Raw genomic sequence first — 15545 nt, 5'->3', positions numbered from 1 at the left:
AATTCCCTATTGTTTTGGAGAATCCCTAACGTGTCGCGTAGAAGAGTGGTTGTAACTGGTCTCGGTATGGTCAGCTCGCTGGGTAATACCGTGGCTGATACCTGGCATGGCATTGTGAACGGCAAAAGCGGTGTTGAAACCATTTCCACCTTTGACGTTTCAGCGTTTACGACGCAATTCAGCGCATCCGTGAAAAATCTCGTGATCGATGATTATTTCTCCGGCAAAGATGCTCGTAAGATGGACCCGTTTATTCAATATGGAATGGTAGCCGGTATCCAGGCGATCCGTGATGCTGGCCTTGAAGTGTCCGAAGCAAATGCGGGTCGTATCGGTGTATCTATCGGTTCGGGGATTGGCGGCATCGGAACCATAGAGGAAGGTACCCTGGTGGTAGAGCACAAAGGGCCGCGGCGCATGTCCCCCTTCTTTGTGCCGAGTGCCATTATCAATATGATCTCTGGCAACCTCTCCATCATGTATGGCATGCGCGGGCCCAACATTGCATTGACCACAGCCTGTACGACGGGTACCCACAGCATTGGTTTTGCGGCGCGGATGATCCAGTACGGTGATGCGGATGTTATGGTCGCAGGCGGTGCTGAGATGGCGACAACCCCCGTTGGACTGGGCGGGTTTGCTGCCGCGCGGGCTCTTTCAACACGTAATGACAACCCGCAAGCCGCCAGCCGTCCATGGGATAAGGATCGCGATGGTTTTGTGCTGGGGGACGGTGCTGGCGTATTGGTGTTGGAAGAATATGAGCATGCAAAAGCTCGCGGAGCCAGGATCTATGCCGAATTGATTGGTTTCGGGATGAGCGGGGATGCTTATCACATGACGTCACCACCGGAAGACGGTTCGGGTGCGGCGGCATCCATGGTTAACGCTATCAAAGACGCCGGGATTCCTGCCAGTGCCATCCATTACATCAACGCGCACGGTACCTCCACACCAGCGGGCGACAAAGCGGAGTGCCAGGCGGTTAAGTCGGTAATGGGCAGTGCAGCGGATCAGGTGGCGGTAAGTTCTACCAAATCCATGATTGGACACCTGTTGGGCGCGGCTGGTGCGGTGGAAGCTATCTTCAGTGTACTAGCCATCCGCGATCAGGTGGCTCCTCCCACCATCAACCTGGATAATCCGGATGAGGGCTGTGATATCAATCTTGTGCCCCACACCGCCCAGGAACGCAAGATCGATACGGTGCTTTCCAACTCGTTCGGTTTTGGAGGGACTAATGGCTCCCTTGTCTTCCGTAAGCTGGACTGATAATGCCATTGTCAGTTAACGAGAAATCAGAAACGCCGAGCTGTAAACAGTTCGGCGTTTTTGTATCGGCGTCTGATTTTGTATAGACTCGGCCGATGCCTAGTCCATTTCCTCTGATATCCGTCAATGGTGTGTTTAATGCATCGGTCTCTCCGCTTGACCGAGGCTTTACCTATGGTGACGGCCTCTTCGAAACTTGTCTTTATCGCGCGGGGAGGGTGCCTTTATGGGGTCTCCATCGCCAGCGTCTGGTTGAGAGCTGCCGAGGGTTAATGATCCCCCTGGATGTCTCGCTCCTGGAAACCTATGTGGCAGAGCTTAGTCAGCAGGCCCAGCGCTTTGGTGCTGCGGAAGGGGTGATGAAAGTCATTGTGACGCGCGGTTGCGGTGGTCGCGGCTACGCACTACCTGAATTGTCCTCCCCGACAATTTGCGTTGTGTTTTTCGATGCTGTGCCGGGAGAATTGCAAAATATCAGTTTGCGAATTTGCCAACAGCGACTCTCGCGCAACCGGACTCTCGCAGGGCTTAAACACCTTAATCGCCTTGAGCAAATTCTAGCTCGTGCAGAGTGGCAACATGAGTATGCCGAGGGCCTGATGCTTGATGAGGAGGGTTTTGTGATAGAGGCCACAGCCAGCAACATTTTCATGATAAAAAACGGCCAACTTTTTACGCCTGACCTCTCGTTTGCCGGTGTGGCGGGTATTATGCGACGAGTTATTATCGATCAGCTGGTGCCGGCGTTGGGGTTGACGGTAACCATTAAAAAAATTCTGCCGCTCGAATTACAGGACGCTGACGAAGTATTTATCTGCAACAGCATCAGAGGCATAGTATCGGTAAGCATGTTGGATAGTGATACCTCTGTGCGTTTTGTTCACTGTGAAATAACTGCCCGCCTGCAAGATCGTTTGGCGATCGTGTTGCGTGGCATATCATCTGATGCGAGTTAATGTGAAGTGCGTAAGATACTAAGAAAAATAACGCGATTGTTGCGAGTGCTGATTGTATTGACTCTGCTGGCTGGTATATCCGGTTGGCTTTATCTGCAGCATTGGTTGACTACTCCATTGGCGTTGCCTCAGGCAGGATATCACTACCAACTTCACTCGGGGCGGGTGCTCGGGCATTTGGCCCATGATTTGAATCAGCAGGGTTTTTTGCAGCATCCGCGCTTGCTGACGTTATATGCACGTTTCGCCAATGCCACCAAGGTTCACGCGGGCGAATACTATTTTCCGCATGGAATGACGCCACAACAGTTATTGGAAAAATTGCGCAAAGGCGATGTTGTCTTGTATCAGGTTACCCTGGTTGAGGGGTGGACATTTCGCCAGGCGCTGACGCTGCTCCACTCAAAAGACACGATTAAACCGCTATTGCAGGATAAGACTGAAGCAGAACAACTGGCACTGCTGGAGTTGCCGATAAACCACCCTGAAGGTTGGTTTTTTCCCGATACTTACATCTATGCGCGCGATGCGACTGACGTAGAGATCTTGCGCAGGGCATATCTGCAAATGCAGCAACAGTTGCAGGCGTTATGGGATTCACGGGCAGACAGCCTTCCGTACAAGGATGTCTATGAGGCATTGATCATGGCTTCCATTGTGGAGCGGGAAACCGGCGCTGAATGGGAGCGAGATCAGATCGCTGGTGTCTTTGTTCGCCGCTTGCAAAAAGGTATGCGTTTACAAACGGACCCGACGGTGATCTATGGAATGGGTGATGCGTACAAAGGCAAGATAACCCGGAAAAACCTACAGCAGGCGACGCCCTACAACACCTATGTGATTAGGGGTTTGCCTCCGACACCAATCTCTTTGCCTGGGCGGGCTGCGCTTCAGGCTAGCTTGAACCCCGCAGAAGGTGATGCACTTTACTTTGTCGCCAAAGGGGACGGCACAACACACTTTTCTGCAACCTTGGCGGAGCATAATCGCGCGGTACGGCGTTATCAATTGAACCGGCGCTCAGATTATCGCTCTACGTTAACCCCGGGCCAATCAGCAGAGCAGTCGGTTAATCCGTAACCACTTCTGTTGCGGTAGGAAAAGCCGGGGCGAATCGCTACAATGGTTTCCTTTGCCGACCGAGACGGGCGGCTGATCTTCGACTGACACAGGTTATTAACCGGACGCTATCCCGTATGACTGAAAATCCTGCTTCCAGCGCGACATCTGCTAACGCCGACGCAAAAACAACTGCCAAGCCTGCGCATTTTATTCAACAAATCATTCGTAAAGATTTGGAGGATGGTAAGCATCAAAAAATCATTACACGTTTTCCTCCAGAGCCTAACGGTTATTTGCATATCGGGCATGCAAAATCCATTTGCCTGAACTTTGGTGTAGCGGAAGAGTTCGGTGGTGTATGTAACCTCCGCTTTGACGACACCAATCCAGAAAAAGAAAACGAAGAATATGTTAATGCGATCAAGCAGGATGTCGCTTGGTTAGGTTTCCAGTGGGATGGTGAGGTCCGCTATACCTCGGATTATTTTGATCAGTTGTATACATGGGCTGTTTATCTGATTGAACAGGGCTTGGCTTACGTATGCCATCTGTCCCCCGATGAAGCGCGTGCGTATCGTGGCACCCTGACGGAGCCAGGCAAAAACAGCCCTTACCGCGACCGTAGCGTGCAGGAAAACCTCGAGCTTTTTGAGCAAATGCGCCTCGGAAAACTTGCCGAGGGCAGTTGTTCGTTGCGCGCAAAGATAGACATGTCCGCGCCGAACATGAATCTGCGCGATCCGATTATCTATCGCATTAAAAAAGCACATCATCATCAAACCGGCGATAAATGGTGTATCTATCCTTCTTATGATTTTGCGCATGGCCAAAGCGACGCGATTGAAGGCATTACCCACTCAATCTGTACGCTGGAGTTTGAAGACCATCGGCCACTCTACGATTGGTTTATTGAACATTTGCCCGTGCCGGCGAAGCCTCGTCAATATGAATTTGCGCGTTTAAATATCAACTATACGGTTACCAGTAAACGCAAACTGAAGCAGCTGGTTGACGAAAAACATGTTGATGCCTGGGATGACCCACGTATGCCGACTATCTCCGGTATGCGTCGGCGTGGCTACACCCCGGCAGCGTTGCGCGATTTTTGTGAGCGCATCGGGGTAACACGCTCTGACAGTATGGTAGATGTCGGCATGCTGGAGTTTTCAGTGCGCGATGACCTGGATAAAAATGCCCCGCGCGCGATGTGCGTTCTGCGCCCGTTAAAAGTAACGCTGACGAATTACTCGGAAGAAAAAATTGAGGAGATGGTTGCGTCCTGCCATCCCAACCGCGACGACCTGGGTGAGCGTTTGCTGCCTTTTACTCGCACCTTGTATATCGAGCAGGATGACTTTCGCGAGGAAGCCAATAAAAAATACAAGCGCCTGGTATTAGGTAAGCGCGTGCGTTTACGCAACGCTTACGTAATTGAAGCGGATCTGGCGATTCGTGATGAGCAGGGAAACATTACGGAAATTGTTGCGCATATTATTGAAGATTCCCTGGGCAAAGATCCGGCTGATGGCATCAAGCCAAAGGGTGTAATTCACTGGGTATCGGCGACACATAATCTGAATTGTGAAGTGCGTTTGTATGACCGTCTATTTACTGATGAGGCGCCGGATGCGGGTGGAAAAAATTTCCTTGAATGCATCAATCCCAATAGTCTTGAAATATTGTACAACTGTAAAGCCGAAATCAGTTTGGCGAAAGCAACCCTGGAAGATCATTTCCAGTTTGAGCGCGAAGGATATTTTTGTCTCGACAGCAAATATCATACGCAGGAGAAACCGGTATTTAATCGTACCATTGGCCTGCGTGACAGCTGGGCAAAAATGGATGATCAGGAATAGCTTTTAATTTTTTACGATGCTGTGGAACAGACCATGACGTTACACCTTTACAACACCCTGACTCGTCAGAAAGAAGCTTTCAAGCCGATAAAACCCGGTAAGATTTCCATGTATGTCTGTGGTGTTACGGTCTACGACTACTGTCATGTCGGTCATGCCCGGGTATTGGTAACCTTTGATGTAGTGACACGTTTTTTACGGTCTCAAGGCTGGGATGTCACCTACGTGCGTAACATTACGGATATCGATGACAAGATCATCAGGCGTGCACAGGAAAACGGTGAAACTTATACCGACCTTACATCGCGTTTCATTGATTATATGCACGAAGATGAAGCCCGGCTGGGTGTGCTACCGCCGGATATTGAGCCGCGTGCGACAGCCTATATCAGTGAAATTATTGCCATGGTCTCCACCTTGGTTGAAAAACAATACGCCTACGCAGCGCCGAATGGTGATGTCTATTACCGGGTAAAACATTTTGCCGAGTACGGCAAATTAAGTAATAAAAACCCTGATGAGCTGTTAGCGGGTGCCCGTATTGAAGTGGATGAAGTAAAAGAAGATCCACGTGATTTTGCTCTGTGGAAGTCGGCAAAGCCAGGTGAAGCTGCGTGGGAGTCGCCATGGGGATTGGGTCGCCCTGGTTGGCACATTGAATGTTCCGCTATGAGCAAAGATTGCTGCGGCGTTACGTTTGATATTCACGGCGGCGGCCCGGACCTTCCTTTCCCTCACCATGAAAATGAAATTGCCCAAAGTGAAGCGGCTAATGGTTGCAAGTATGTTAATTATTGGATGCATGCCGGTGCGGTGCGGGTCGACGGTGAGAAAATGTCCAAATCTTTGGGCAATTTTTTTACCATTCGCGATGTGTTGGAGAAATATCATCCCGAAGTCGTTCGGTTTTTGTTGATCAGCAGCCACTATCGCAGCCCGATCAACTATGCAGAAGATAACCTGGTCGAAGCTCGTACCGGTCTAGAGCGATTCTATGGCGCTTTGCGTGATTACGCAGATGTGCCCGCTGCATCTTTGGTTGATATCGACCAAAGCCCGTACTATCAGGCTTTTGTTGCTTCAATGAATGACGACTTCAATACCCGTGTGGCCTTGGCTGGCATGTACGACCTGGTGCGTGATCTAAATAACGCGAAGTCTGATCCTGAGCTGGCTCACCAACTTGCTGCTCAGCTTAAAGCCTTGGGTAATATTCTGGGCATCCTGCAAGACAAACCCGCACAGTTCCTTCAATCTGCAGGTGGAGATGCGATTTCGGCGGAAGCGGTTGAACATTTGGTGGCTGAGCGTATCGAAGCAAAACGCAATAAGAATTATGCGCGCGCGGATGAAATTCGTAAGAGTTTGCTGGAGCAGGGTGTGGTATTAGAAGATTCCCGCGACGGGTCCACGCAGTGGCGACGCGAATAGCTGGGATAATTGAGAGGTATTACATGGCTCGGTACATCAACAAGTGGCTCGGTATAGCCAGTATTGTATGGTCTTTTCTGTTAGCAGGTTTCTCTATGAATGTGGTTGCCGATGAAGTATGGCTTGATGTCCGGACGCCGGAAGAATATGCAGGTGGTCACGTGGAAGGAGCGTTACTGATGCCGCACGACCAGATCGGCGGGCTGGTTGCTGAGCAGATCTCCGATAAAGACACGCAGATCCAACTGTATTGCCGTAGTGGTCGCCGTGCTGATGTTGCACGGGATACATTGCTGCGGATGGGGTACACCCGAGTGACCAACCATGGCTCGCTGGAGAATGCCTTGGCGGTAGCGGCGCAAGACAAAAACCCGGAGTCGGGTGAGAACTAAAGTAAATTTTTAAGTTGTATTATCCGGATAAGCAGTATGTCGTTGCGGAAATTTTTCAAGAATCGTGGTTTGGCAATCAACATGATTGCTTGCACTGCATTTCTAGCTCTGGCTGTTTACGGCTGGGGCTTACCCCTAAATGACTTGCTAGATTATTTATGGATTTTAATTGCCTGTCTGGTGATAGTGGTGGGACTGGCTGTGCTGGCAGGTTTTATCTTACGAAAGATAAATCATCGTCACGACGATAGATAATCACACCATTCGTTTGACGCGCAACCAGGCGATCATCTTGTCGGTCAGTTGCGCGGTTTCAAAACGGTAGCTGCCGATATCAAATCCGATCTCTGCATCAGGAATATTTTCCAAATACTCCATTGCTAATCCGTTAAGTGTTTTGGGCCCGTCAATGGGCAACTCCCAGTCCAGTGCTCTGTTGATATCGCGGACAAAAGTGCCGCCGTCAATTAAAAACCAGTTATCGTCCTGAGGCACGATATCCCTGGATTCCTCTTCGGCACTGTTGGTGGTGAAATCGCCGACAATTTCCTCCAGTAAATCTTCCAATGTCACGATTCCCTGGACTTCGCCATATTCATCAACCACCAATGCCATGCGGCATTTCTGTTGCTGAAAATTTAATAGTTGCGTATTGAGTTTGGTCGATTCAGGAACGAAATAGGGCTCGTTGGTAAATTGGCGAATGGCCTCGTGTGTGACCGTAGTGTCATCGCCTTGAATAAAACGCGCGGCATTGCGCAGGTGCAGTATGCCTACGACTTTATTGATATCCCCTTCATAAACAGGCAGGCGTGTGTATTCGCTGGTGCGAATACGCTGCAGGAGTTCTGGGATGTCCAGCTCCAGATCAAGGCCTTCCACTTCATTACGCGGAATCATGATGTCTTCCACGGTAGATTTTTCCAAGTCCAGTACATTCAGTAGCATTCCCTGATGTTGCTCAGGCAACAGGTCCCCGGCTTCATCAACCACCGTGCGCAATTCTTCCGGGTCAAGATGTTCGATGTGTTTATGGGTTTTGGCATCAATACCAAATAAACGAACGACGGTGTTGGATAATAAATTAACAGCAACTACAGCGGGATGAAGCAAGTAGGACAGCGGGCGAAGAAACCAGCTGGCGACAAATGAAATTCGTTCGGGATAAAGTGCAGCAATTGTTTTTGGGGTGACTTCGGAGAATACCAGCATCACAAAGGTAAGGATGATACTGGCAACATACGGGCCTGCGTCACCATAAAGCCGAATAGCGATGACCGCTGCAATAGTGACTGCAATATTATTAACGAGATTATTGCCAATCAAAATCAACCCGATCAAACGATCCGGGCGATGTAATAATTTCGCCACCCGTAGTGCGGCACGGTCACCTTTTTTAGTGAGGTGCTTCAATCGGTACCGATTGATTGACATCATGCCGGTTTCGGAACCGGAGAAGAAGGCTGACAGGATGAGCATGCCGAATAGCAAGGCGAATAAAAATTCTAGCGAAGCGTCGTCCAAAGCATTGAAGCCCGTATTGCGAAATGGCTGGGTATCTTGACGAAGTTTGAGGGGTTAATCAATAACACAAGGCCGCCCGGGTGCTTCCTGTTCAGAGTCATCAACCGCGTTGGAGAATCAGCTCCAGCACCAGCTTGCTGCCAAAATACGCAAGCATCAGGAGGGCGAATCCGCCGAGCGTCCAGCGGATTGCGGTATAGCCGCGCCAACCAAGGCGGTGGCGACCCCATAACAGGAGGGCATAGATTACCCAGGCAGCGATAGAGAAAACGGTTTTATGTGCCAGGTGCTGAGCAAAGATATCCTCCAGGAACCACATGCCTGACAGGATTGAGAGGGTCAGCAGGATTTCACCAGCCCATAACAATTCGAAGAGCAGTGATTCCATGGTCTGCAAAGGTGGCAGCAGGCGTACATTACCGATGGTATGTTTGCTTTTGAGCTGGTGGTTTTGATAGGCCAGCAGCAGGGCTTGCAGGGTGGCGATGGTTAGCAGGCTATATGCCAGGATCGACAGGACGACGTGGCTGGCCAGTTGATAGGAAATTTGAACGTCTGCATCGTGTCCTATGAGCGAAGCTCCCACGGCCAGCACCGACAGAGGGCTCAACAGAATGAACAGGTTATGCAGCGCTTTTTTGAAGCTGCTGACCAGTACAATCAGATTAACAACCCAAAAAATGAGCGACGAGACAGAAAAGAATCCCAACTGCACACCAGTGTGGGCGGCGCTGAGACCATAAATACCGCCGCCGTGGAACAAGAGGGCCGTGGCGATCAGGGCGAACAAGGCGGTTCGATGAATCGGCTGCTGACGGGCGAAGCAGTTGATCGCGTAAAGACCGGCTACGACATAAAAAAAGATCGCTGCAAGATTCACATAAAGTGTCATTGTGTTTGCCTGGCCCATGTAATACGCCCGATGAGTTAGCCTCTAAATGCGAATGAGGCGCGATTCGAGTGATAGAGTAGCGCCAAAGTTTGTCACAGGATGAGCACAATGAGAAGCATTGGATGGTTCCACATTAAATCAAAGGTTTAACTCCTGCGGGTGCTGGCAACTGGCCCGCCATTTGAGGGTATAATCGCGGCCTGATTCCGCCGACCGGAACTGCTACGGCACAGTAATGAACCGCACTATTACTCAATACTCAACGATTGTCTGAGAAAGCTTATGTTTGAGAATTTAACTGATCGCCTTTCCCATTCCTTGCGAACTATCACCGGCAAGGCCCGCTTAAGTGAAGACAACATCAAAGATACGCTACGTGAAGTCCGCAAGGCGTTATTGGAGGCGGATGTTGCCTTACCGGTGGTCAAAGCCTTTATTGACCAGGTTCGCAGTCGCGCACTCGGTCAACAGATAGCTAAAGCGCTCAACCCGGGCCAGCAATTCATCAAGATTGTAGAGAACGAGCTGATCAGCGTTATGGGCTCGGCCAACGAAGGGCTCAAACTGGCCGTACAGCCGCCAGCGGTGATCCTGATGGCGGGTTTGCAGGGGGCCGGTAAAACCACCTCTGTCGCAAAATTGGCTCGCTATCTCAAAGAACGTGAGAAGAAAAAAGTGCTGGTTGTGAGTGCGGACATTTACCGTCCCGCTGCGATTCAACAATTACAGACCTTGGCCCAGGAAGTTGACGTTGAGTTTTTCCCCTCTACCGCCGAGCAACGTCCCGTAGACATCGCACGGGGTGCTATCGATCACGCCAAACGGAAATTCCTGGATGTTGTCATCGTGGATACGGCAGGGCGGTTGCACATTGATAACGAACTGATGACGGAAATACAGGATATGCACGCTGCTATCAAGCCGGCGGAAACCCTGTTTGTTATCGACGCCATGATTGGCCAGGATGCGGTCAACACGGCCAAGGCATTCAATGAGGCCTTGCCCCTGACCGGTGTGATTCTGACCAAGGCTGATGGTGATGCCCGCGGTGGTGCAGCCTTGTCTGTCCGCCATGTCACAGGCAAGCCCATCAAGTTTCTCGGTATGGGTGAGAAAGTGGATGCACTTGAACCCTTCCATCCTGAGCGTATTGCGTCACGCATCCTTGGTATGGGTGATGTTCTGTCGTTGATTGAGCAAGCCGAACGAAGCATCGACAAGGAAAAAGCCGATAAGCTGGTCAAGAAGGTCACCAAAGGCCAAAAATTCGACCTCGAAGATTTGCGCGATCAGTTGCAGCAAATGCAGAACATGGGCGGTTTGACCTCCATGCTTGATAAATTGCCCGGTATGGGTAATGTGGCGCAGATGGCGCAACAGTCCAATATGGGCAAACAATTTAAGGTGATGGAAGCCATTATTAATTCCATGACACCGGAAGAGCGCCGCAACCCGGAAGACCTGAACGGCTCGCGCAAACGTCGCATCACCCAAGGCTCTGGTACACAAATTCAGGATTTGAACCGTTTGTTAAAGCAATACAAACAAATGGCCAAGATGATGCAGAAAATGAAGGGCGGCGGCATGTCCAAGATGATGCGTGGCCTGGGTGGCATGATGCCGGGAGGTATGCCGCCCGGCGGTGGATTGCCACCGGGGTTTCGTAAGTAGTTAATACAAAAAGCGCCGCATGTTGCGGCGCTTTTTTACAGACCTGTGGCCCGCTTACAGGCATTTCTGGCATGTCAGCTCCGCGGCATTTCTATGGCATGAAAGTTACGATTTTTTACAACTGCCATGGAATTTTTAATTTCCTGCAGCCTCTCATGAATGAATCCGCTGCGCTGCCATTCGGCACGGATAAAAAAACGCCCAACAATAACAATCGCGGAAAACCGCGCAGGAATTGATGATGAAATCAGTTACGTATTTTGCACTGCTTATATCGACTCTTCTGCTTTTAATAGCCTGCCAGCAAACTGCTCAACCACAATCTCCGGGGGTTCCTGACACAGCCAAACAACCTGCGGTGGGTGAGTCAAGCCCCGCTTATCGTGCTGCTACCAGAAAAGAACTGTCGGGTATCTGGTACATTGAGTATATCGGGGACCGCCCGGTCATTGATCGAAGCCCGGCACGAATTCAGTTCACCGAAGAAGGCGCCATTAATGGTAATGCCAGCTGTAATCGCTTTTTTGGCTCCTATACTTATGCAAGTGAACAGCTTCAGATTCCCGAGAGCCTCGGCGCCACCAAGATGATGTGCCTGCCAGCGTTAATGGAACAGGAGCAACGTTTGTTTCAACACTTACCCAATGCAACGCGAGCCAGTTTGCTAAACGGCTTATTAATCTTGCGTGACGACCAGGGCAACCAGGTTATCAGGGCATCTCGCGATGAATCAGAATAATTATGAATAACCCCGGCAAAAATAAAGACAGAAGTAAAAAAGAAGCCCGCGACATTCGTGCAGAAGCGCTCAAGATCGCTAATAGCCAGCAGGTAGAAGGGCAAACCCGTGAGCAGACGCGCTTGATTGCGTCGGGCATACAGAGGGGCATGGAACAATTTTTACGACAGCAAAGTGAGAAGGCTCGGGAGCTGGACAAGCGTGTCAAGAAGGTCCGGCGCCTCGCAATCCAGCAGTCATCGGAGTTAGCGACAGATACGACAGAAATACAACGTGTTGCGCAAGTGCCGATCAAGAAAGCCTGGTTACCTTGGGGATTATTGATTATCTCGTGGATGCTGTTTGCCGGTTATGTGTGGTTTACTCGCCCTTAAATCCGACTTTATGTTGTCGATAAAGTTTACGTGACTTGGGGCGGTGGGGCTTGCGATCTCACGACGAAAGCTTCGTCACTGATCGGAAATGACCTCGGACAGCGTTACTCCGTTCCGTTTCCCTGAAGCGTAGCCACCAGACTTCTCCATCCGCTTTTATTCCGGTGTTCGCACAAGTAGATGCCTTGCCAGATTCCCAGGTTGAGTTTACCGCCGGTGATAGGCAGCATCAGGCTGGAACCGAGTATGCAATTTTTGATATGTGCCGGCATGTCATCATCGCCTTCATAATCATGCCGATAATAGGGTGCACCCTCTGGCACTAAGTGATTGAAATGATTTTCCAGGTCTTCACGCACCGTGGGATCAGCATTCTCATTGATGCTCAAAGAAGCGGAGGTATGTTGAATAAACAGATGCAGTAATCCACATTCTATTTGTTTGAGTTCCGGTAGCGCGGAGATAACTTCATCGGTGACCAAATGAAACCCGCGACTCTTGGCACGTAAGCGAAATTCTTTCTGTAACCACATAACCGCTCCTCTTATTACTGTATCGGACGTTGATCACTCTGTCGGATTAACGTCTTCTTCTGTGGGGCATTCACCTTCACTATAGCCTGTTACATTCTTATCGCTACAGGCAGTGCAAGCATTGCCAAACGTTTTGTACTCAGCGCTGGGGCAAGGGGTGGTGATACATCTGATGCCTGTATCAACCAAGCCGCAGACGGGCTGGTATATCTGGGTACAAACTTCCGGTCGATTATCGGGGCATTGAATCAAGGATTGTGCGGCCTCTTCTGGTGGGCTGCCGACCTCATCGGTGGTTTCCTGTGTGCCTTTTTCCTGGCATGCGCTGATAAGCAAGCAGAAGAGAAGAATCGTTAAAATTGATGGCTTCATCATGAGTCTCCAGCCGGATCAACGCGGGGTGAGGGCTTGGCCGTCAAAGTAAACACCGGCCCAACCTGTAGCAATAAAGTTGCGAATATTTTGATGGTCTTCACCGCCGGGATTTTTTACCACATCCTCACGATAAAATCCGCCAAAACAGTGCAAGGTATCTTCTTGGGATAATTGGTGCATCTGTGCAAAACTGAATAACTTACATGAACCGGAATTTTCTCCTGCGGCATTGGTCTGCTCGCCATTTTTAAACGCAGTAGGCGTGAAGTGATAGTGAGCATCAATGACTGCCATCGTATCGCTGAATTGAATCGCTTCTGGTGTTTCCCGTAAACGTTGCAGGAACGCATTTATCATTGTCATAGGTTTCTCGGTGGTGTTGAGGATATCGAGATGCATCGTAAAATCTCAGATGTATTTAAAGCGCGAATGCCTGGTTGTGTGCTTTTTGAGCTGTGGGCAGGACTCAGTCGGCTATTGTAATCCGCTGGGGTCACATTACAACCCGGTGCTGGTGCAGAGGGCGCGCCGGATTTTCCTTTGGTAGAGCTGGCCGCTCGACTTTAGCTGGTCTATGTTAATATCTGCTCAAATCCCTTCATTTCCTCATCAAACGGTACTATTGTGAAAAAGCGCCCGATTTATATTCCATTCGCCGGCCCGGCTTTGCTGGAAGCGCCATTGTTGAATAAGGGCAGTGCGTTTACCCAACAGGAGCGGCAACAGTTTAATCTTGAAGGTTTGTTGCCTTACAACATCGAAACTATCGAAGAACAAAAAGCTCGCGCCTACCAGCAGCTTATTTCATTTCAAACTGATATCGACAAACACATCTATCTTCGCAATATCCAGGACACCAACGAAACATTATATTTCCGCTTGGTGACCGATCACCTGCAGGACATTATGCCGTTAATTTATACCCCGACGGTGGGATTGGCATGCCAGCAGTTTTCCAAGATATATCGCCGTAAGCGCGGCTTGTTTATCTCTTATCCCGACCGGGATCGTATTGATGACATGCTACAAAATGCCACCAAGCAAAACGTCAAAGTGATCGTTGTAACCGATGGTGAACGTATCTTGGGTCTGGGCGATCAAGGCATCGGCGGCATGGGCATCCCCATTGGCAAGTTGGCACTTTATACCGCATGTGGTGGTATCAGCCCTGCGTATACCCTCCCGGTTACCCTTGATGTGGGATGTAATAACCAATCACTCATTGATGATCCTATGTACATGGGGTGGCGTCACCCACGCATTACCGGGGACGAATACTACGCGTTTGTTGATGAGTTTATTCAGGCTATTAAAGTGCGTTGGCCCAATGCTTTGCTACAGTTTGAAGACTTTGCCCAGGATCATGCGACGCCACTGTTAAACCGGTATCGGGATGAACTGTGTTGCTTTAATGACGACATTCAGGGCACGGCGTCTGTGACGGTTGGGACGCTCCTGGCTGCATGTCTTGCCAAAGGTGAGACGCTGGCACAGCAACGTGTGGTATTTGCCGGTGCAGGCTCAGCGGGGTGCGGGATTGCCGAACAAGTGGTGCGGCAAATGTGTGCCGAGGGTTTAACCGAAGCCCAGGCTCGCAGCCGTATATTTCTGTTGAGTAAATCGGGTTTACTGCAAACCGGTTCGCCGAATCTTTATGATTTCCAACGACCATTGGCAGTTGCTGATGAGGTTGTAGCGAAATGGTCGCTGACACACAGCAAGGCCGAAAAAATAATTAACCTGATGGACGTAGTAGTGAACACGCGTCCCACGGTTTTGATCGGTGTGTCCGGGCAGCCCGGGCTATTTACCAAAGCGATTATCGAAGCGATGCAAGCGCATTGCGAGCGGCCAATTGTGCTACCACTGTCCAATCCCACCTCGCAAGTGGAGGCATTGCCGGTAGATATTTTACGTTGGACCAGTGGTAAGGCTATCGTGGCTACCGGCAGCCCGTTTCCGCCAGTCGATATCGGTAACCAGCGCTTCGAAATAGCGCAGTGCAATAACAGTTATATTTTTCCCGGCGTCGGTTTGGGTGTGATTGCGGCCAAGGCTGCACGAATAACGGATGGAATGATGATGGCAGCGAGCCGGGCATTAGCCGATGCCTCGCCGATGGTGCAACAAGGGCAGGGTGCCTTGTTGCCATCCCTGAAAAATATTCGTGACGTCAGTAAAGTCATCGCTCATGCCGTATTCAAACAAGCCATTGCAGATGGTGTTGCTATGCCTGTGCCGGAAGAGTTGATCGGCGGAAAAATAGAAAGTAATTTCTGGGCGCCGGAGTACCGTGATTATCGCCGCACCTCGTTCTAGAGTTCGTGAAAACCGCCGCTCTTATCTCTGCCAGCATAAGGGCAGGCTTTGGTAACAGCGGGTACATGGTGAGGCGCGGAGCTTTTTGATTGAACAACTTATGATTCAATCGTTGACTATTTGATCAGTGCGCTCTTTAACATATAAAC

The 15545-nt window shown here is 50.1% G+C and carries 16 protein-coding genes; 11 read left to right on the top strand and 5 right to left on the bottom strand.

Going from position 1 to position 15545, the window contains the following annotated elements:
- Positions 1–30 precede the first annotated feature (30 nt).
- The 7 genes from fabF to ACSV5M_RS04285 all read left to right on the top strand — a co-directional run bounded on the left by fabF (position 31) and on the right by ACSV5M_RS04285 (position 7224).
- A complete protein-coding gene (fabF, locus tag ACSV5M_RS04315) occupies positions 31–1272 on the top strand; it encodes a beta-ketoacyl-ACP synthase II (RefSeq protein ID WP_439174358.1) in 1242 nt (413 codons plus the stop codon).
- A 95-nt stretch (positions 1273–1367) separates the two neighbouring features.
- Positions 1368–2228, top strand: a complete 861-nt coding sequence (gene pabC / locus ACSV5M_RS04310) for an aminodeoxychorismate lyase (RefSeq protein ID WP_439174357.1) — start codon at positions 1368–1370, stop codon at positions 2226–2228.
- Positions 2229–2273: 45 nt separating this feature from the next.
- Complete coding sequence (gene mltG, locus ACSV5M_RS04305) at positions 2274–3308, top strand: endolytic transglycosylase MltG (protein ID WP_439174356.1); 1035 nt, start codon at positions 2274–2276, stop codon at positions 3306–3308.
- A 116-nt stretch (positions 3309–3424) separates the two neighbouring features.
- Positions 3425–5146 (top strand): glutamine--tRNA ligase/YqeY domain fusion protein, encoded by a 1722-nt coding sequence (locus ACSV5M_RS04300; protein WP_439174355.1) that lies wholly within the window; start codon positions 3425–3427, stop codon positions 5144–5146.
- 33 nt (positions 5147–5179) lie between these two features.
- Positions 5180–6577, top strand: coding sequence for a cysteine--tRNA ligase (gene cysS, locus ACSV5M_RS04295; RefSeq protein ID WP_439174354.1), 1398 nt, complete (start codon positions 5180–5182; stop codon positions 6575–6577).
- A gap of 95 nt (positions 6578–6672) precedes the next feature.
- Positions 6673–6969, top strand: coding sequence for a rhodanese-like domain-containing protein (locus tag ACSV5M_RS04290; RefSeq protein ID WP_439174353.1), 297 nt, complete (start codon positions 6673–6675; stop codon positions 6967–6969).
- Positions 6970–7005: 36 nt separating this feature from the next.
- The gene (locus tag ACSV5M_RS04285; protein ID WP_439174352.1) at positions 7006–7224 is read left to right on the top strand and encodes a hypothetical protein; all 219 of its coding nucleotides are present in this window, start codon (positions 7006–7008) and stop codon (positions 7222–7224) included.
- Here ACSV5M_RS04285 and ACSV5M_RS04280 read toward each other — a convergent pair whose 3' ends face one another.
- Together ACSV5M_RS04280 and ACSV5M_RS04275 are read right to left on the bottom strand one after the other, a co-directional pair.
- Entirely contained in the window at positions 7225–8493 is a 1269-nt protein-coding gene (locus ACSV5M_RS04280; protein ID WP_439174351.1) for an HlyC/CorC family transporter, read from the bottom strand.
- A gap of 100 nt (positions 8494–8593) precedes the next feature.
- Positions 8594–9403 (bottom strand): cytochrome C assembly family protein, encoded by an 810-nt coding sequence (locus ACSV5M_RS04275; RefSeq protein ID WP_439174350.1) that lies wholly within the window; start codon positions 9401–9403, stop codon positions 8594–8596.
- Between the two features lie 264 nt (positions 9404–9667).
- Between ACSV5M_RS04275 and ffh the strand changes: the two genes are divergently transcribed.
- The 3 genes from ffh (at position 9668) to ACSV5M_RS04260 (ending at position 12169) form a co-directional block, all read left to right on the top strand.
- Positions 9668–11056 carry a signal recognition particle protein gene (ffh, locus tag ACSV5M_RS04270; protein ID WP_439174349.1) on the top strand — a complete coding sequence of 463 codons (1389 nt, stop codon included), beginning with the start codon at positions 9668–9670 and terminating at the stop codon, positions 11054–11056.
- A gap of 241 nt (positions 11057–11297) precedes the next feature.
- The gene (locus ACSV5M_RS04265; protein WP_439174348.1) at positions 11298–11795 is read left to right on the top strand and encodes an META domain-containing protein; all 498 of its coding nucleotides are present in this window, start codon (positions 11298–11300) and stop codon (positions 11793–11795) included.
- A 2-nt stretch (positions 11796–11797) separates the two neighbouring features.
- The gene (locus ACSV5M_RS04260; protein ID WP_439174347.1) at positions 11798–12169 is read left to right on the top strand and encodes a DUF2956 domain-containing protein; all 372 of its coding nucleotides are present in this window, start codon (positions 11798–11800) and stop codon (positions 12167–12169) included.
- Positions 12170–12273: 104 nt separating this feature from the next.
- Here ACSV5M_RS04260 and ACSV5M_RS04255 read toward each other — a convergent pair whose 3' ends face one another.
- Genes ACSV5M_RS04255 through ACSV5M_RS04245 form a run of 3 tightly spaced genes read right to left on the bottom strand, consistent with a single transcriptional unit; the run spans position 12274 to position 13440 of the window.
- Positions 12274–12702, bottom strand: coding sequence for a secondary thiamine-phosphate synthase enzyme YjbQ (locus ACSV5M_RS04255; protein WP_439174346.1), 429 nt, complete (start codon positions 12700–12702; stop codon positions 12274–12276).
- Between the two features lie 33 nt (positions 12703–12735).
- Positions 12736–13077, bottom strand: coding sequence for a hypothetical protein (locus ACSV5M_RS04250; RefSeq protein ID WP_439174345.1), 342 nt, complete (start codon positions 13075–13077; stop codon positions 12736–12738).
- A gap of 15 nt (positions 13078–13092) precedes the next feature.
- Entirely contained in the window at positions 13093–13440 is a 348-nt protein-coding gene (locus ACSV5M_RS04245; RefSeq protein WP_439174344.1) for a HopJ type III effector protein, read from the bottom strand.
- Between the two features lie 258 nt (positions 13441–13698).
- On the opposite strand from ACSV5M_RS04245, the gene ACSV5M_RS04240 reads away from it, so the two are divergent.
- Complete coding sequence (locus ACSV5M_RS04240; RefSeq protein ID WP_439174442.1) at positions 13699–15396, top strand: NAD-dependent malic enzyme; 1698 nt, start codon at positions 13699–13701, stop codon at positions 15394–15396.
- Positions 15397–15545: the final 149 nt, after the last annotated feature.

The organism is Cellvibrio sp. ARAG 10.3, from assembly GCF_051846955.1.
Taxonomy (GTDB): Bacteria; Pseudomonadota; Gammaproteobacteria; order Pseudomonadales; family Cellvibrionaceae; genus Cellvibrio.
The sequence above is the reverse complement of the archived record's forward strand: the minus strand, read 5'-3'. Positions and strand labels throughout refer to the sequence as shown.